The 17,544-nt window shown below is 74.3% G+C and carries 13 protein-coding genes; 10 read left to right on the top strand and 3 right to left on the bottom strand.

What is annotated here, in order from left to right; all coding sequences use genetic code 11:
* Positions 1 to 21: 21 nt before the first annotated feature.
* A complete protein-coding gene (locus tag ACFV4N_RS03235) occupies positions 22 to 1,947 on the top strand; it encodes an NACHT domain-containing protein (protein WP_499670852.1) in 1,926 nt (641 codons plus the stop codon).
* A 53-nt stretch (positions 1,948 to 2,000) separates the two neighbouring features.
* On the opposite strand, the gene ACFV4N_RS03230 is transcribed toward ACFV4N_RS03235, so the two are convergent.
* Positions 2,001 to 3,173, bottom strand: a complete 1,173-nt coding sequence (locus ACFV4N_RS03230; protein WP_499670851.1) for a pyridoxal phosphate-dependent aminotransferase — start codon at positions 3,171 to 3,173, stop codon at positions 2,001 to 2,003.
* An 80-nt stretch (positions 3,174 to 3,253) separates the two neighbouring features.
* Here ACFV4N_RS03230 and ACFV4N_RS03225 point away from each other — a divergent pair, with 80 nt between their 5' ends.
* Positions 3,254 to 4,459 carry a DUF445 domain-containing protein gene (locus ACFV4N_RS03225; protein ID WP_499670907.1) on the top strand — a complete coding sequence of 402 codons (1,206 nt, stop codon included), beginning with the start codon at positions 3,254 to 3,256 and terminating at the stop codon, positions 4,457 to 4,459.
* A gap of 135 nt (positions 4,460 to 4,594) precedes the next feature.
* Here ACFV4N_RS03225 and ACFV4N_RS03220 read toward each other — a convergent pair whose 3' ends face one another.
* Positions 4,595 to 5,131 (bottom strand): CGNR zinc finger domain-containing protein, encoded by a 537-nt coding sequence (locus ACFV4N_RS03220; RefSeq protein WP_499670850.1) that lies wholly within the window; start codon positions 5,129 to 5,131, stop codon positions 4,595 to 4,597.
* A gap of 152 nt (positions 5,132 to 5,283) precedes the next feature.
* On the opposite strand from ACFV4N_RS03220, the gene ACFV4N_RS03215 reads away from it, so the two are divergent.
* From ACFV4N_RS03215 to ACFV4N_RS03180, 8 genes are all read left to right on the top strand, one after another.
* A complete protein-coding gene (locus ACFV4N_RS03215) occupies positions 5,284 to 5,808 on the top strand; it encodes a PadR family transcriptional regulator (RefSeq protein ID WP_499670849.1) in 525 nt (174 codons plus the stop codon).
* Positions 5,805 to 6,482, top strand: a complete 678-nt coding sequence (locus ACFV4N_RS03210; RefSeq protein WP_499670848.1) for an ABC transporter ATP-binding protein — start codon at positions 5,805 to 5,807, stop codon at positions 6,480 to 6,482. Before ACFV4N_RS03215 ends, ACFV4N_RS03210 begins: the two co-directional genes overlap by 4 nt.
* A complete protein-coding gene (locus ACFV4N_RS03205; RefSeq protein WP_499670847.1) occupies positions 6,479 to 8,782 on the top strand; it encodes an FtsX-like permease family protein in 2,304 nt (767 codons plus the stop codon). The genes ACFV4N_RS03210 and ACFV4N_RS03205 overlap by 4 nt, the downstream gene beginning before the upstream one ends.
* 145 nt (positions 8,783 to 8,927) lie before the next feature.
* Complete coding sequence (locus ACFV4N_RS03200) at positions 8,928 to 11,120, top strand: FtsX-like permease family protein (RefSeq protein ID WP_499670846.1); 2,193 nt, start codon at positions 8,928 to 8,930, stop codon at positions 11,118 to 11,120.
* Positions 11,121 to 11,207: 87 nt separating this feature from the next.
* A complete protein-coding gene (locus tag ACFV4N_RS03195) occupies positions 11,208 to 11,753 on the top strand; it encodes an RNA polymerase sigma factor (protein ID WP_499670845.1) in 546 nt (181 codons plus the stop codon).
* A complete protein-coding gene (locus ACFV4N_RS03190) occupies positions 11,750 to 12,346 on the top strand; it encodes a hypothetical protein (protein ID WP_499670844.1) in 597 nt (198 codons plus the stop codon). The genes ACFV4N_RS03195 and ACFV4N_RS03190 overlap by 4 nt, the downstream gene beginning before the upstream one ends.
* On the top strand, positions 12,343 to 13,938 hold the full coding sequence (locus ACFV4N_RS03185; protein ID WP_499670843.1) for a CHAT domain-containing protein: 1,596 nt from the start codon (positions 12,343 to 12,345) through the stop codon (positions 13,936 to 13,938). The genes ACFV4N_RS03190 and ACFV4N_RS03185 overlap by 4 nt, the downstream gene beginning before the upstream one ends.
* Before the next feature lie 407 nt (positions 13,939 to 14,345).
* Positions 14,346 to 15,353 carry a hypothetical protein gene (locus ACFV4N_RS03180; RefSeq protein WP_499670842.1) on the top strand — a complete coding sequence of 336 codons (1,008 nt, stop codon included), beginning with the start codon at positions 14,346 to 14,348 and terminating at the stop codon, positions 15,351 to 15,353.
* Between the two features lie 684 nt (positions 15,354 to 16,037).
* Here ACFV4N_RS03180 and yczR read toward each other — a convergent pair.
* The gene (gene yczR / locus ACFV4N_RS03175; RefSeq protein ID WP_499670841.1) at positions 16,038 to 17,489 is read right to left on the bottom strand and encodes a MocR-like transcription factor YczR; all 1,452 of its coding nucleotides are present in this window, start codon (positions 17,487 to 17,489) and stop codon (positions 16,038 to 16,040) included.
* Between the last annotated feature and the right edge of the window lie 55 nt (positions 17,490 to 17,544).

Below are 17,544 nucleotides of genomic sequence, written 5' to 3'. Positions count from 1 at the left end.
GCGGTGAGCCATGATTCCGTGGTGTCCAGATTCCACCAGCGGGCCGTCCTGGCCGGGTGCGTGCTGGCCGCCGTCCTCGCGGTGGCCGGCCTGTTCGTCACCGACTACGGCATCGACCCCGACGTGTGGCTGATCGGCCTGGCCTTCGGCTTCGCGGCGCTGCTCGCCGCGTTCGACCCGTGGCTGCACCGCAAGCGCGCCGCCGGCCTCGCCACCGACGACAACCTCGACGCCGCCGCGAACGCCCTCACCCAGGCCCTCCACACCCAGTGGAACGAGGAGTGCCGGGCCCGCGGCCTGACCGACCACCTGCTGGACCTGCACTGGAGCGCGCTGGTGGGCGAACCCGGCCACAGCGACGGCGTGCTCGGCGCGTTCCGGCGCAGCGGCGGGCGCATGGTGTTCCTGGGCGACGCGGGCGCGGGCAAGAGCACCACCGCGATGCTGCTCACCACCGGCCTGCTCGACCGGCGCCCCGGCGAACCGGTGCCGTTCCTGCTGCCCCTGTCCACGTGGGACCCGGGCGCGGAGGACGTGCGCACCTGGATGACCCGCCGCCTCTACGAGGACCACCCGGCGCTGCGCAACACCGAGCTGTACGGCAGCTACGCGGCCGAGCTGCTGGTGGAGCAGCGGCGCGTGTTCCCGGTGCTCGACGGCCTCGACCAGGTGCCCGCCGGGCGCCGGGCCGACGCGCTCGACCGCATCAACCGGGCGTTCCCGCGGAATCACCCGTTGGTGTTGACCTGCCGCACCGACGAGTTCGCCGGGGCCGGGGTGCCGGGCGCCCACGTGGTGGAGCTCCAGCCGCTGGACCACGAGGAGATCGCGGGCTACCTGCGGGCGGCCTCGGACCCGGTGACGGCGGCCCGCTGGGAACCGATCTTCCTGCACCTGCGCGAGGAGCCGGACGGCCGCCTGGCGGAAGCGCTGTGCACGCCGCTCGCGGTGTGGCTGGCGAGCGTGGTGTACGCCTACGGCGAGCCGAGCGAGCTGCTCGACCGCGCCCGGTTCCCCGACCGCCGCGCGATCGAGGAGCACCTGGTGGACTCGCTGGTCATGGGCTCGTTCGGGGACCGCGGGGTGGCGCACCAGGCCCGGCTGAGCCAGGTGTGGCCGCGGGACCGGGCGCGGCGCTGGCTGGCGTTCCTGGCCGGTCAGATGCGGGACCGCGGCGTGCGCGAGCTGGCCTGGTGGGACCTGCGGCGCTCGGTCCACGGCACGTGGCTGGCGCTGCTCGGCGCGCTGGCGCTGGGCCTGATCGGCGGGTTCGGGGTGGCGTGGCTGATGGCCTACGCGAGCACGCCGGAGTTCGCGCCGCTCACCGGGCTCGCCGCCGGCCTGGCCATCGCGGCGGCCGCGCTGCACGCGTCCGGGCGCGGCGCGCCGAAGCCGCGACTGGACGTGTGGCGCAGCCTGGTGGTGGTCAGCGGCGTGCTCGGCGCGGCGGCCGGCCTGGTGTTCGGCGCCCTGTACGGGCTGTCCGCGGGCCTGGTCGTCGGGTTGGGCATCGCGGTGGTGGCGGCGCTGCGGTTCGCGCTGGGCAGCAGCGCCGAGCTGACCCACCCGTCGAGCCCGCGGTGGACGATGGCGCGGGACCGGATCGCGGTGTGGACCGGGTCGCTGGTGCCGGCCGTGGTGTTCGGCGCGGCGGCGGGGCTGGTGTTCGGGCCGCACCAGGCCGGGATGGTCGGGCTCGGCCTGGCGTGCGGCCTGATGCTCGGCTTCACGCTGTCCGTGCTGCACCTGCGCTGGTGGTGGTTCACCGTGGCGCGGGTGTGGCTGGCGCTGCGCGGCAAGCTGCCGTGGGAGCTGACCGTGTTCCTGGAGGACGCCCGCAAGCTCGGCGTGCTGCGCCAGGCGGGCGCCGCGTACCAGTTCCGGCACGCGCTGGTGCAGGACCGGCTGGCGGGCGCCCGCGCGGCGGAGGTGCGGTCGGACGCCTGAGCCAAACGCCCAGGCCAAACACCCGGGCCAGGCGCCCGGGTCAGGCGCCCGGGTCAGGCGCTGAGCTTGCGCAGCCGGTCGATGGCCTCGTCCAGCACCTCGTCGCGCTTGCAGAACGCGAAGCGCACGAGGTGCCGCCACCGGTCGGGGTGGTCGGTGAACACCTGCACGGGCACGGCCGCGACGCCGATCCGCCCCGGCAGCTCGCGGCACAGCTGCTCGCCGTCGGTGAAGCCGAGCGGGCGGACGTCCGCGGTGATGAAGTAGGTGCCCTCGCTGGGCCGCACCGCGAACCCCGCCTCGGCCAGGCCGGCGGCCAGCCGGGACCGCTTGTCCTGCAACGACGCCCGCAGCCCGTCGACCCACTCCAGCTCGTGGCGCAGCGCGTGCGCCACGGCCGGCTGGAACGGCGCGCCGCCGACGAAGGTCAGGAACTGCTTGGCCGCGCGCACCGCGCCGACCAGCTCGGGCCGGGCGCACACCCAGCCGATCTTCCAGCCGGTGCAGTTGAACGACTTGCCCGCGCCGGAGATGGTGACGGTGCGCTCGGCCATGCCGGGCAGCGTGGCCAGCGGCACGTGCTCCAGGTCGTCGAACACCAGGTGCTCGTACACCTCGTCGGTAATGGCCACCACGTCGTGCTCGACGCACAGCCGCGCGATGGCGGCCAGCTCGTCGCGGTTGAGCACGGTGCCGGTGGGGTTGTGCGGCGAGTTGACCAGGACGGCCCTGGTGCGCGGCCCGAACGCCGCCTCCAGCGCGGCCACGTCCAGGCCGAGGCGGCCGGTGCCGGGTTCCTCGACCAGGCCGACGGTGCGCCGCGTCGCGCCCGCCAGCGCCACGGACGCCGCGTACGAGTCGTAGTAGGGCTCGATCAGCACGACCTCGTCGCCGGGCTCGACCAGCGCCAGCAGCGAGGCGGCGATGGCCTCGGTGGCGCCCACCGTGACCAGGACCTCCGCGTCCGGGTCGTGGTGCGTGCCGTAGCGGGCCCGGTGCTCGGAGATCGCCTGCCGCAGCTCGGGCGTGCCCGGTCCCGGCGGGTACTGGTTGAGGCCGCCGTCGATGGCCTCCTTGGCGACCCGGAGCATCCCGGCCGGTCCGTCGGTGTCGGGGAAGCCCTGGCCGAGGTTCACCGCCCCGGTGCGGGTGGCCAACGCGGTCATCTCCGCGAAGATCGTCGAGGTGAACGGCCGCAACCTGGGGACTAGCGCTGGTACCCGCACGACTCCGAATCTTCACGGACAATGGCGGTGTGGAGCAACTGACCGCCGCTGACCAGCTCAAGCGCCGGGGCCTGCGCCGGATGAAGCTGGTGGCCACCGGCTTCTTCCTCGCCGCGACCGTCGTCTTCGTCGTCGCGCTGCTGTTCGAGGAGGGCGGCCCGGCGTGGGTGGGGTACGTGCGCGCCGCCGCCGAGGCGGGCATGGTCGGCGCGCTGGCCGACTGGTTCGCCGTGACGGCGCTGTTCCGCAGGCCGCTGGGGCTGCCGATCCCGCACACCGCGATCATCCCGACCCGCAAGGACACCTTCGGCGACGCGCTGGGCTCGTTCGTCGGGCAGAACTTCCTGTCCGAGGCGGTGGTGCGGGACAAGCTGCGGCGCGTGGGCGTGGCGCGGCGGCTGGGCGAGTGGCTGGTGAAGCCGGAGAACGCCGAGCGGGTCACGTCCGAGGCGGCCAACGTGGTGCGCGGCGCGGTGACCGTGCTGCGGGACGAGGACGTGCAGGCGATCGTCGAGCAGGCGGTGGTGCGGCGGCTGGTGGACCGGCCGTGGGGCCCACCGCTGGGCGAGCTGCTCGGGCAGGTGCTGGCCGACGGCGCGCACCACAAGCTGGTCGACCTGATGTGCGACCGGGCCTACGACTGGGTGCGGGACAACTACGAGAAGGTCATGGGCGTGGTGTCCGACCGCGCGCCGTCGTGGTCGCCGAAGTTCGTGGACGCCATGCTCGGCGACAAGGTCTACACGGAGCTGCTGAACTTCGCGTGGGCGGTGAAGACCGACGTCAACCACCCGATGCGGCTCGCGGTGGACCAGTTCCTGATCGAGTTCGCCGACGACCTGCGCACCGACCCGGCCACCATGCAGCGGGCCGAGCAGGTCAAGACCCAGGTCGTCGAGCACCCGGACGTGCAGCGGCTCATCGGGTCGGCGTGGGGCACGGCGAAGAAGATGCTGCTGGACGCGGCCGAGGACCCGTCGTCGGAGCTGCGGCGGCGCGTGCGCGAGGGCCTGCTGTCGTTCGGCCGCAGGCTGGTCGAGGACGAGTCGATGCGCGCGAAGGTCGACGGGTGGGTGGAGGGCGCGGCGGCGTACGTGGTGACCCACTACCGCGACGAGATCACCACGCTGATCACCGACACCGTCGAGCGCTGGGACGCCGAGGAGACGTCGCGCAAGATCGAGCTGCAGGTGGGGCGCGACCTCCAGTTCATCCGCATCAACGGCACGGTCGTCGGCGCCCTGGCCGGCCTGGTCATCTACACCGTCGGCCAGCTGGTCACCTGAGCGCGCCCGCGCGCGTCCGGGCGCATGACGTCGCGCGTGTCATGCGCCCGGACCCCGCGTGTCATGCGCTCGGAACCGGCGTGTCGTGCGCCCGGACCTCGCGTGTCGTGCGTTCCGAACTCCCGAACCGGACGTTCAGCTCACGCTCAGGGCGCGGCGCTCCCGCCAGTTGCGCGCCTTCTCCCGGTTGCCGCACGTCTGCATCGAGCACCAGGTGCGCGAGCGGTTGCGCGAGCGGTCGAAGAACGCCCACCGGCAGTCGTCCGCCTGGCAGATCTTGAACCGCTCCCACGAGCCCAGCACCGCCAGCCGGGCCGCCGCGCCGAGCACCGCGCCGAGGGCGTCGGTGCCGGACATGGTCGGCACGCCGTGGCTGAGGTCGACCCGGACCAGGCCCGCGGCGGGGGTGGGGTCCGGTCCGTCGTGCCGTTCACCCAGCGAGGCCCGCAGCGAGTCGCGGGCCGCTCGGACCTCCGCCGGGTCGCCCGGCCTGCCTAGGCCGCGTTCGGTGACCCACGCGCGCCAGGCGGCGACGCTGTCCAGGACGTCGGTGCCGAGTTCGAGATCTCGGGTGTTCAGGAAAGCGAGCAGCAGCTCCACATCGTGTTCCGCATCGCCGGCTCGACCCTGCGGGAAAGCCGCGTGGTCCCAGCCGGCCGCCAGACCAGTCACCCCTCCACTGTAGGCGTCGGATGGTCACGATGTGGCGAAGTAACCGTCAAATGGTTTTGAGAGGTTAGTCCATCTGCCCTTTCGGGTGACATCGGCCATTCCACCGATCGGGGTATGAACCCTGTGTATACCTCGTGTGTATAGTCGGCCGCATGTCGATCGGACACACCCTGTTGGGCCTGTTGGAAAAGGGCCCCCGGCACGGGTACGACCTGAAGAAGGCCTACGACGAGCGCTTCGGCCAAGACCGGCCGCTGCACTACGGGCAGGTCTACACGACGCTGTCGCGCCTGCTCCGCAACGGCCTGGTCGAGGAGGCGGGCGTCGAGGCGGGCGACGGCCCGGAGCGCAAGCGGTACGCGATCACCGACGCGGGCGTGACGGACGTGGAGCGGTGGCTGACGACACCGGAGAAGCCGGAGCCGTACCTCCAGAACACCCTCTACACCAAGGTCGTGCTGGCCCTGCTGTCCGGCCGCAGCGCGGACGACGTGCTCGACGTCCAGCGCTCCGCGCACCTGCGCACGATGCGCGAGCTGACCAAGCGGAAGGCCGACGGCGACCTGGCCGACCAGCTGATCTGCGACCACGCCCTGTTCCACCTCGAAGCCGACCTGCGCTGGCTGGAGCTCACCGCCGCGCGCCTCGGCCGGCTCAAGACGGCGGTGACCCGATGAACCCCCTGCTCGAAGCGATCGACCTGCGCAAGTCGTTCGGCCCGACCCCGGCGCTCGACGGCGCGGGCCTGCGCGTGCACGCCGGCGAGGTCGTGGCCGTGATGGGCCCGTCGGGCTCGGGCAAGTCGACCCTGCTGCACTGCCTGGCGGGCATCCTCCAACCCGATTCGGGCACGGTGCGCTACCGCGACGTGGAGCTGAGCGCGCTGGGTGACGGCCCGCGCAGCGAGCTGCGGCGCACGGACTTCGGGTTCGTGTTCCAGTTCGGCCAGCTCGTGCCGGAGCTGAGCTGCCTGGAGAACGTCGCGCTGCCGCTGCGCCTGGGCTCGGTGAAGCGGCGCGAGGCCGAGTCGCGCGCCCGGGAGTGGCTGGAGCGGCTGGAGGTCTCGGACGTGGCGGACAAGCGCCCCGGCGAGACCTCCGGCGGCCAGGGCCAGCGCGTCGCGGTGGCGCGGGCGCTGGTGACGGGCCCGCGGGTGGTGTTCGCCGACGAGCCGACGGGCGCGCTCGACTCGCTCAACGGCGAGCGGGTGATGCAGCTGCTGGTTACCGCCGCCAAGGAGAGCAACGCGGCCGTGGTGCTGGTGACGCACGAGGCGCGGGTGGCCGCGTACTCCGACCGCGAGGTCGTGGTGCGCGACGGCAAGTCCCGCGAGATGGAGCCGGCCCGGTGACGAGGTGGTTCTCCGACCTGGCGCTCGGCGTCCGGCTCGCCCTCGGCGGCGGGCGCACGTCGTGGGTCAGGCTCGCGCTGACCGGCGCGGGCATCGGCATCGGCGTCGCCGTGCTGCTGGCGGCGTCGTCGCTGACGACGGTGCTGTCCGAGCGCGAGGCCCGTTCGGCCGAGTCCGCGGCGATCATCGCCAAGTCGCCGCCGAGCGGCCAGGACGTGCTGTACCGGGCGTTCTGGAACACCGAGTACCGGGGCGAGACGATCAGCGGCTACTTCGGGCGGGCCACGGGGCCGGGCGCGCCGGTGCCACCGGGCGTGCCGGGGGTGCCCGGCGACGGCGAGGTCTTCCTGTCGCCCGCCCTGGCGGAGCTGCTGGCGTCGCCGGAGGGCGAGCTGCTGCGCGAGCGGTTCCCGCAGGACGTGGTCGGCACGATCGACCGGGCCGGCCTGACCGCGCCGCACGACCTCGTGTTCTTCGCGGGCGACGCGTCGGTGACCGCCGAGCGCGGTGACGCGGTCGTCAGGTTCGGCGGCGAGCTGGAGGAACGCGACCTGGACCCGATCCTGTCGCTGCTGATCGCGGTCGGCGTGGTGGCGCTGCTGTTCCCGGTGCTGGTGTTCGTGGGCATCAGCACGCGGCTCGCGGCCTCGCAGCGGGACCGCAGGCTGGCGGCGCTGCGGCTGGTCGGCGCGGGCGCGCACCGCGTGCGGCGGATCGCGGCGGGCGAGTCGCTGCTCGGCGCGTTCGCCGGGTTGGCCGTGGGCACGGCGCTGTTCCTGTTCGCCCGCCGGTTCGTGGAGGACGTCCAGCTCCTGGGCATGAGCGTGTTCATCGAGGACCTGACGCCGGCGCCGGTGCCGGCGGTGACGATCGCCGTGCTGGTGCCGGTGCTGGCCGTGGTGACCTCGATCATCGCCATGCGCCGCACGGTGATCGAGCCGCTGGGCGTGGTGCGCCAGGCGAAGCCGGTGCGGCGGGTGCTGTGGTGGCGGCTGGTGCCGGCCCTCGTCGGCGTGGGCGCGCTGGTCACCCAGTTCGGCACGGTGGGCGGCACGAGCACCGGCGCGTCCACGCCGACCCTGGTCGTCGGCATCACGATGCTGCTGCTGGCCATCCCGCTGGTGCTGCCGTGGGTGGTCGAGCGGTCGGTCGGCCGCCTGCGCGGCGGCGCGCCGTCGTGGCAGCTGGCCGTCCGCAGGCTCCAGCTGGAGAGCGGCACGGCCGCCCGCGTGGTCGGCGGCGTGGCCGTGGTGCTGGCCGGCGGCATCGCCCTCCAGTCGGTGATGGCGAGCGCGGAGACCAGCGTGGTCGACCGCCCGCTGCCCGAGGTCGACCGGAGCCGGGTCGACATCAGCATGGGCGACGCCTCGCCGGAGCTGACCGGGCAGGCCGTGGCGCTGCTGGAGCGGTCGGTGGGCGTGGAGCGGGTCCACGCGATGCGGAGCCTGTCGTTCCTCCGCGCCGAGGACGAGTACGGCTCGGTGGCCATCGGCTCCTGCGAGGTGCTGCGCGCCCACGCCCGGCTGCCGTCCTGCCGGGACGGGGACGCGTTCGTCGTGGCCTCCGAGAGGATGCCGGAGGTGGGCTTCGACACACCGCTGGAGCCGGGCCAGCGGGTGACCGTCGCGTTCGACTCGGAACGCCTCGGGCCCGGTCCCGAGTGGACGATCCCGGAGTTCACCCGGGTCGATCCGACGTCGGAGGAGCAGGGCCGCTACGGCCTGATGGTGACGCCGGCGGTGGCGCGGGACCTGCCCCTGGAGCACGCGCGCGCCAGCGTGATGGTGCTGGTCGACCCGGCGCGGCCGGACATCGTCGAGCACGTCCGCAACGCCGTCGCCCCGTTGACCTGGCGCGCCTACACCACGTACTTCGGCGACGCCGACATCCCGCAGCGGGTGAAGGAGTTCCAGAGCATCCGGCAGGCCCTGCTGGCGGGCTCGCTGATCACCCTGCTCCTGGCCGGCGCGAGCCTGCTGGTGCTGGCGCTGGAGCAGGTGCGGGAACGCCGGCGGCCCCTGGCGGTGCTGGCCGCGAGCGGTGTGCCGAAGGGCGCCCTGGCGCGGTCGCTGCTGTGGCAGAACGCCGTGCCGCTGCTGCTCGCCCTGGGTGTCGGGATCGTGGTGGGCGGCACCATGGCGATCCTGCTGCTGAAGATCGTCACGCAGCCGGTCGTGCTGGACTGGGCGGGCATCGGGGTGCTCAGCGGCACCGCGGCGCTGATGGTCGTCGTGGTGACGCTGCTGTCGCTGCCGTCGCTGCACCGGGCGACCGGCGCCCTGGGCCTGCGGTCGGAGTGAGCCCCGGACCGGCGCCGTCGTCCCCTTCGGGCAACGGCGCCCTCGGAGGCCACGCGGCGGCGTCCCGCGGCGTCTTAGAAGACGTGATCACTTTCCTCGGCGACATCGCGGGAACCGGCGGCCGGAGCACGCGGGGTGCGCTCCGATGAGGTGGGTCGCCGACCTGGTGCTGGGCGTCCGGCTGGCCGTCGGGGGCAGCCGGACGTCGTGGGCCAGGTTGGCGCTCACCGCCACCGGCGTCGGGCTCGGCGTGACCGTGCTGCTCCTGGCCGCCTCGATCGGGCCCGCCCGCGAGGCCAAGTCCGAACGGGTGCGGGCCGCCGCGGTCACCTCGGTCGAGGGCCGGGCGGCCGCGTTGAAGGTCCGCCGCGTCGAGGTCCCGTGGCAGGGGCGCGTGATCAGCGGGGTCGAGCTGGCCGCCACCGCGCCCGACGCGCCCGCCCCGCCCGGGGTCGGCCGCGTCCCGGGTCCGGGCGAGCTGGTCGTCTCGCCGGAGCTGTTCGAGCTGATGCGCACCGACGACGCGGTCCGCGCCCGCTTCCCGGAGAGCGTGATCGGCGTGATCGCCGACGCGGGCCTGCCCAGGCCGAAGTCGCTGCTCTTCTACGCCGGCCTGCCGACGGCCCACCTCGACGACGCCGACGACGCCACCGGGTTCGGCGGCGAGGTGCCGCGCACGACGCTGCTGCCCGCCTACCGCCTGCTGGTGCTCGCCGCGATCGGCGCCCTGCTGGTGCCGCTCGGCATCTTCGTCCTGGTCGCCACCCGCCTGGGCGCGACCGGCCGCGCGCGGCGCCTGGCCGCGATCCGCCTGGTCGGCGCGTCCCACCGGCAACTGCGGTGGATCGCCGGCGGCGAGACGCTGACCGGGGCGGTGCTGGGGCTGTTCGTCGGCGTGGCGCTGTTCTTCGCCGCCCGGCCGCTGGCCCGGTTCATCGAGGTCGAGGGCGTCGGCTTCTTCCCCACCGACCTGCTGCCCGACCCGCTGCTCGGGGCGCTGATCGCGCTGGGCGTGCCGGTGGTCGCGGTCGTGTCGGCCCTGCTCGCCCTGCGCGCCGAGGAACTGGGGCCGCTGGGCCTGGTCCGCGCGGTCGAGGTGCCCGCCCGGCGGGCGTGGTGGCGGTTCGCGCTGGTCGGCGCGGGCGCCGCGGTGCTCGTGGTGCTCTCGGCGGTCGGCGACTTCTGGGCGGTGATGACCGACTCGCGGCTGGCCGTGGGCATGGGCCTGGGCATCGCGCTGGTCCTCGCGGGCACCGGCGCGGTGCTGCCGTGGCTGGTCGGGCAGGTCGCCCACCGCCTGCAACCGGAGGGCGTCGCGCCCCTGCTCGCCCTGCGCGCGCTGCGGTTCGACGCCGCGACGACCCGCGTGCTGTCCGGTGTCGTGGTGGTGCTGACCGGTTCGCTGACGCTCCAGGTGCTGCTCGGCGTGGCCGCGCAGGTCACCGCCGCCCCTCCCGTGGACGACCCCGACCGCTGGGTGCTCGACCTGTCCCAGCACACGCCGGTCCGCTCGCTGGAGGAGTCGATCGCCCTGGTCGGCGGGGTGGAGCGGGTCGACGAGGTCCGCCGGTACCGGGCGCGCGAGATGCCCGCCACCTCCCTGATCAGCTCCGACTGCGCCGAGCTGGTCGAACTCCTCCGGGTCGACGACTGCGCGCCCGGCTCGGCCTACCTGGTCGGCGGCCGGGGTCCCGCGCCCGGCGCCGCGCTGACCGTCGAGGGCAGGCGGTGGGTCGTCCCGCAGCACCGGCGGATCGAGGTCGAAGACCTGCCGTGGGGCCTGTACGTCGCGGGTGCCGCCGACCCCGTGCTGGCGGCGATCCCGCCGAGCGAGCTGGTCGTGCACGGCGCGCCGGACGAGTCGTTCGGCGACCGCCTGCTGGCCGCCACCGGGCGGGTCGACCGGGCCGTCACGCTGCGCACCCCGTTCGAGGCGGGCCAGGTCGAGCTGTTCACGTCGCTGCGCGGCGGCGTGATCGGCGGGTCGGCGCTGCTCGTCCTGCTGGCCGTGGTGGGGCTCGCGGCGGCGGCCGTCGACCAGGTCCTGGAACGCGCCCGGCCGACGGCCGTGCTGGCGGCGAACGGCGTGCCGCACCGGGTGCTCGCGGTGTCCGCGCTGTGGCAGTCCGCCGTGCCGACGGCGCTCGGCGTCGGCCTGGCCGTGCCCGTCGGCGTCGGCACGGCGTGGCTGGTGGTGCCGGCCACGTCGTTCCGCGTCGAGTGGACCGAGATCGCCACGCCGATCGCCTCGGCGGCGGTCGTCGTGCTGGTGATGTCGGTGTGCGCGCTGCCCGCGCTGCGCTCGGCGATCCGCCCGACCGCCCTGCGAACCGAGTAGCGACGCACCACGACGATCACCGGTTCCGATGACCACCCCATCGAGCGGTAGGAGTATCCCCAGGTCAGAACCACCGCCTTGGCTAGCGTGCAAGATCGAACCAACACCGAACTGCTCGCTCTCGCCCACGCCGGCGACCAGACCGCCTGGCGGGAGATCGTCCGCAGGCACGTGCGCCTGGTCTGGGCGGTGCCCCGCTCGCACCGCCTGGGCCGGGAGGACGCGGCCGACGTCTGCCAGACCACGTGGCTCGCGCTGGCCGAGAACCTGACCCGCATCCGGCACCCGGAGCGGCTGGGCGCGTGGCTCGTGACCACGGCCCGGAACCAGTCGCTGGCCGTGCTGCGCCTGCGCGGCCGCGAAGCGCCCGCCGAGCTGTGGCCACCGCCCGACCGCGCGCCGACGCCCGAGGACGCCGCGCTCGCCGACGAGGACGCCGCGCGGCTCTGGCGGGCGTACGCGACGCTCGACGACCGGTGCCGGGAGATCCTGCGGCTGGCCGCGTTCGCGCCGGAGCTGTCGTTCACGCAGGTCGCGGAGGCGGTCGGGCTGCCGGTCAACAGCCTCGGCCCCACCCGCTCCCGGTGCCTGGCCGCGTTGCGCCGGCGCATCGCCGTCGAGGTGGCCCGATGACCGCCGACCGCCTGCTGCTCGACACCCTCGCCCACCTGGTCGACCACCTCGACCCCGCGCCCGGCGACCTGACCGCGCGGGCCTCCGGGGCGCTCGCCGGACGCGTCGAGGCGACCCCGCTGCGCCTGCTCACCGACTCGGCCCTCGGGACGCCGCCCGGCGCGCGCGGTCGGTGCGCCACCCGCACGCTGCGCTTCGTCGGCCTCGACCTGCAACTCGACCCCACCACCGACGGCCTGCACGCCACCGGCCTCGCCGGCGCTGTCCTCCGCACCTCCGGCCCTTCGCACACCACCCCCGCTCGACTTGGCCACCTCGCCACCGACCCTTTCGCCACCGACCCGCGCACCTCTTCCCCCGCCACCGACCCGCGCACCTCTCCCCCCGCCCTCGCCTCTCCCGCCACCTCTCCCCTCACCCTCGACCCACCCGTCACCAACGCGCTGGCCGTGGTGCGGTGGCCGGGCGGCGAGGCGAGGGCGGCGGTCGACCCGGCGGGCTGGTTCCACCTGGACGGCGTGCCGTTCGGACCGGTCAGGTTCCTGCTGCTCGGGTCGGCGGCGCGCCACGCCACCCCGTGGTTCGTCGCATGACGCCCGAGCGCGCGCACGCCCTGCTCAGCCGAGCGGAGGCGCTGCTCGGCACCGGCCTGGTGCGGGAGGCGAACGCCGTGCTCCGGGCCGCCGTGGCCGCGCGCCTGCCGGACGCCGTGCTGCTCGCGGCGCGCTGCGCGTTGCGCGAGGACGACGTGATCGCGGCACGTGCCCTGGCGGCCGAAGCGGAGGCGTTGTTCCACGCCGAAGGCCGGCCGTCCTGGGCGCCGGTCGCGCGGTCGCTGGCCCTGCGCGCCGGCGCACCGGGTCCGGCGAGCGCCGTCGCGGCGGCGTGCGACGAGCGGGGCCACCACGACGACGCCGCCGAGCTGCGGCTGGCCCTCGCGCCCGAGGAGGCCGCCGCGCGCAGGCACCGGGGCACCGCGCGGTCCAGGGCCGTCGGCTGGCTCGCCCGCGCCCGCCTGGCCACCTCGCGCCGCGACGCGGTCGCCGCGTGCCGCGCGGGCCTCGCCCTCACCGACGCCGACACCCGCGGAGACCTGGTGGACATCGCCCTCGACCACGCCCTGACCAGCCGGGACGCCCGAGCGGTGCTGCGCTGGGGTGAACGACGACGCGCCGCGCCGCCCCCGCCGACGCCCGAGGTCGGCGAGGTGCGCGCCGAGCTGCGGCTGGCGCGCGTGCAGGGCGAGCACGACCGGATCGCCTACCTGGAGCGGGAGGTGCGCAGGCTGTCGTTCGCGGCGGGCGCCACCCGCGACCCGGTCGTGCCGCTGTCGGACGTGGTCGGCGCGCTGGGCGACCGGGCGCTGCTGATGTTCATCAGCCACCGCGGCCGGCTGGTCGCCGTGTCCGTGGCGGGCGGTCGGGTCAGGCTCCACGACTGCGGCGACGCCCGAACCGCGGCTCGACACGTTCGAGCGATTTCCCTCGCCACCACATCACCCGCAGTGGCCGGTCCTCCCGGGACCGGATCCGCCGCGCCGCACGCCGTGGCCGCGCTGGACGGGCTGCTGCGGCCGGCCGGCGACCGGGGGCTGGTGATCGTGCCGAGCCCGGAGCTGGCGCGGGTGCCGTGGGCGGCGCTGCCGTCCGCCCGGGGCCGGGCGGTGTCCGTGGCGCCGTCGGCGGGCTGTTGGCTCAGGGCCGCTTCACGACCGTTGGCGCTGGGCAGGAGGTTGTGGGTGGCGGGACCCGAGCTCCGGCACGCGTGGCGCGAGGTGGAGGTTTTGCAGCAATTGCACGGTGGGTGGTTCCGCTCCACCGTCGACGACGCGCTGACGGCAATGGCGCACGTGGATGTCGCCCACATCGCCGCGCACGGGGTGCGCCAGGATGAGCTGTTTTCCTATTTGCAACTTGACGATGGACCTTTGCACGGACACGACCTGGACAGCCTGACCGAAGTTCCCCCGATAGTGGTGCTGTCCGCGTGCGAGTCCGGTTTGGCGCGGATCCTCCTCCGGCGCGGCGCGCGCGTGGTCGTGGAAAGCGTGCGCTCCGTTCCGGACGACCGGGTGGTCGATCTCATGATCGATCTGCACGCCGGCCTGAAACACCCAGCGCAAGCGCTTGCGGACGCCCAGTCGCGGCACGGCGACCTCGGTTTCGTCTGCGTGGGGGCGGGGTGAGCGACCGGATGCGAGCGACCGTCGAGTACACCGGGAGTCCCGGCATATATTCACCTGAACAGCTTAATCATTTGGTGGGTAGCGCAGACCGCTGCACGCGGTTCGCCGACCATCGGCCCCGCCGACGTCGATCGAGTTCAGGCACTGAAAAGCGCAGAACTCCGTCCACACAGGACCGGGAAACGACCCGGGCCGCCCGACCTGAGAAACCTTCACCCGATGCGGTGGGGGCGACGGACGGTGTTCACTCAGGGGTGCGACAACACGGACAGCCGCACGGCACCGCCCTTCCGAGTGGGTTCGGCCGGAGAAAGTTCGAAAATGCGGTGACCAGTGATAGACATAGCGGAACGTAGACCTCGAACGGTCCGTCCCGTTCGCCGTAACCGGAACGGTGGTGATCTCCAGTGGCAGTCCCCGACGCGGTGCGCCGCAGCGGATCGCTGCTGCTGCGGACCCTCGCCGTCGGCGGGTTGGCGACGGCGGCCTGGCTGGTGGGCGCCGGCGCGGCGTCGGCGGAGGACCACCCAGCCGACGCGGCGGACCTCTCGTTCCCGACCTCGCCCCCCGCGACCTCCCCGTCCCACGCGGACGCCGCCAGCCCGGACCTCCTGTCCACGTCGGACCTCCTGTCCACGGTGGACCTCCTGTCCACGGCGGACTTCTCGTTCCCGGCGGACCTGGCGTCCGCGGCGGGCGTCGCGTCGACGGCGGGCGCGGTGTTCGACGAGCAGCAGGCCGTTGACCTGCTCTTCGCGGCGGTGCCCGCGCGCGAGTCGGCGGAGATCTTCGCGATCCCGCCGCTCGCGTTCGGCCCGCGACCGGTCGAGGAGGTCGCGGGGGTGAACCAGGTCCTCGCGAACGAGGCGTTCTTCGCGGGCGACGCCTTCACCGACGAGGACCTGTCGTACTCGGGCGGCTCCGCCCACTCCGGCTACAGCCACTCGGGCTCGGCGACGAACACGATGCCCGCACCGCTGTACGAGGCGAAGGTGGCCGCGAAAGCAGCGGCGCGAGCGGCAGCGGCCACCCCCGCCCCACCGGTCCAGGCGCCATCCCCGGCCCCCGCCCCCAACCCGGAACCGGCCCCGGCCCCGGCCCCGGTGGCGGCGGCGGCAACCCTCCCAACCCTCACCGCCCCGGACACCCGGCCCACCACCGAGAACGCCGAGGTGACCTGGGAAGCGCCGGAGCACAACGCCCCCGCGCCGTCCCCGAAGCAGGCCCCCGCGCCCAGCGCGCCGACGGCCTCCTCCACCAGCGCCGACAACGGCGGCGGCCACCGCGGCGGCCCCGTGGCCTCCCTCACCGGCCAGTCCGACGTGGCGCGGACGACCGCCTGGTCGGTCGAACGCCGCGACGACGGGCGGTCACCAGGCAGCGTGCCGGGCCTGCCCAGCACATCACCCGACTGAGTTCCACGGGACCCGTGTGCCCAGAGCACACCCAGCCGCAGTCACCAGGCACTGAACGCAGCCGTTCCCGGGCGCCGACGCGCCCGAACACACCCAAGGCTTCCCGTTCCTGCCGACCGCGCCCCGGCAGGAACGGGTATGGATCCCGTCGTAGCGCTGCCCCCGCAGCGACGGGATCGCACGGGAGCCTGCGGTGGGGGACGCCACTCCCTGGAGCGTCTCCCACCGCAGGTCCACAACAACCACCGTCGGGTTCCGGCCCATCGAGGGGCTGCGCCGGAACCCGACGGAGGCGGTTGGATCACACGATGGAGTGATCAACGCCAAAAGATGTACGAAAACACCCCCCTCGCGCATCGGTTAGCCATGAGGAACCGCGCGACCACACCCCACACACCCCGCAACCCACACCCCGACCACCACCCGCCCCACCACATCAGCCACCCACCACCCGGCCACCGAACCAACCGGACGGCCGAGCAGGGAACAGGCAGGTGGATGAGTGGACGCAGCAACCAGCGGGCAACGGCCAGCGGCCAGCGGCCAGCGGCCAACGGGCAACGGCCAGCGAGCAACCGGCAACGGGCAACGGCCAGCGGCAGCGGCAGCGGCGGAGAGCGCTGGGGCTGAGAGCGCTGGGGCGAGAAGCCGGAGCAGGGGTCGAGAGGTGGGAACGGACCCCGGTCAGGCGACCGGGATGGCGACGTCCTCCTCGATCGACACCCCCGTGCCGTTGACCGACGCCGCCACCAGGCCGAGCCGGCGGACGGCGTCGCGCAGGACGTCCGGCGGCTGGACGTAGGGCAGTCGCAGCCAGCGCTCGAAGCCGCCGTGAGGGCCGAAGCGGGCGCCGGGGGCCAGGCGGAGGCCGTGGTTCTGGGCCACCACCGCGATGCGGGTGCTGATCGGCGCGTCGAGTTCGCACCACACGCTCAGGCCGCCCGCCGGGCGGGTGAAGCGCCAGGTCGGGCAGTGCTCGCGCAGGCCGGCCATGAGGACGTCGCGCTGGGACGCCAGTTGGGCGCGGCGCTCGCGGAGCGCCGGGTCCGGGTCGGCGAGGAGGTCGGCCAGGACCAGCTGGTCGACCACCGCGGAACCGAGGTCCAGGGCCGTCCGGGTGGAGACCAGCCGGTGGACCACCTCGGGGGACGCGCGGATCCAGCCGATGCGCAGGCCGCCCCAGTGGGACTTGCTCGCCGAGCCCAGGGTGATGACCAGGTCGTCGGCCAGGGCGGCCATCGGGGGCGGGCCGTCCAGGGGGTCGCCGTCCAGGTCCAGTTCCACGACGGTCTCGTCGACCACCAGCGGGGTCCTGGCACGGCGGGCGATGTCGGCCAGTTCGACGCGGCCGGCGGCGTCCAGGCGGTGCGCGGTGGGGTTGTGGAAGTCGACCACCACGTACGCCATCCGCGGCGCGGCCTGGCGCAGGGCCGCGGCCATGCCGGGGAGGTCCCAGCCGGTGTCGGTCATGGCGACCGGGACCGGGATGGCCGAGACCGCCTTGATCGCGTCGAGGGCGTTGGGGTAGCTCGGCTGCTCGACCAGCACGCGGTCGCCGGGGCCGGTCAGCAGGCGGAGGGTCATGGCCAGCGCGTGCTGCGCCCCGCTGGTGATCACGATCTGGTCGGGTGACGTGGGCACGCCCCGCATCTCGTAGCGGGCGGCGATGCGCGCGCGCAGGTCGGGGTGCCCGTGCTCGTAGTAGCCGTGGTCGGCGAGTTGCTCGGGGAGGCGGCGGCGGACGTTGTCGAAGGCGGTCAGCACGCCGGGCAGCGCGGGGGGTGCGGCGCGCGCGAAGTCGATCATGCTGTGCCCCACGAGCGGGGTGTCGGGGGTGATGCCCAGCGTGCCCGTCGGCAGGCTGATCCACGTCCCGGCGCCGCGGCGGCTGGCGACCAGGCCTTCCGAGCGGAGCTGGTCGAGGGCCGCGGTGATCATGGTGCGGCTGACCGGGAGGGCTTCGGCGAGTTCGCGCTCGGCGGGCAGCCGGGTGCCGGCGGGCAGCCTGCCGTCGAGCACGAGCAGGCGGATGGCGGCGGCGAGGTCGGCGGAGCCCTGGCGCGCTCCCCGGCGACGCCACTCACCCAGCAAGCGGGCCAATCGAAAACCGGAGATGCGTCCACCTGGCACGGTCATGAGGCCAATTATCGAGCATTGGCTCTGGATTACAAGGCCAATCGCAACCGAGGAT

Source organism: Actinosynnema sp. NPDC059797 (assembly GCF_042732085.1).
In the GTDB taxonomy this organism is placed as follows: Bacteria; Actinomycetota; Actinomycetes; order Mycobacteriales; family Pseudonocardiaceae; genus Actinosynnema.
Note: the sequence above shows the minus strand (reverse complement) of the source record. Positions and strands in the feature narration are given on the sequence as shown.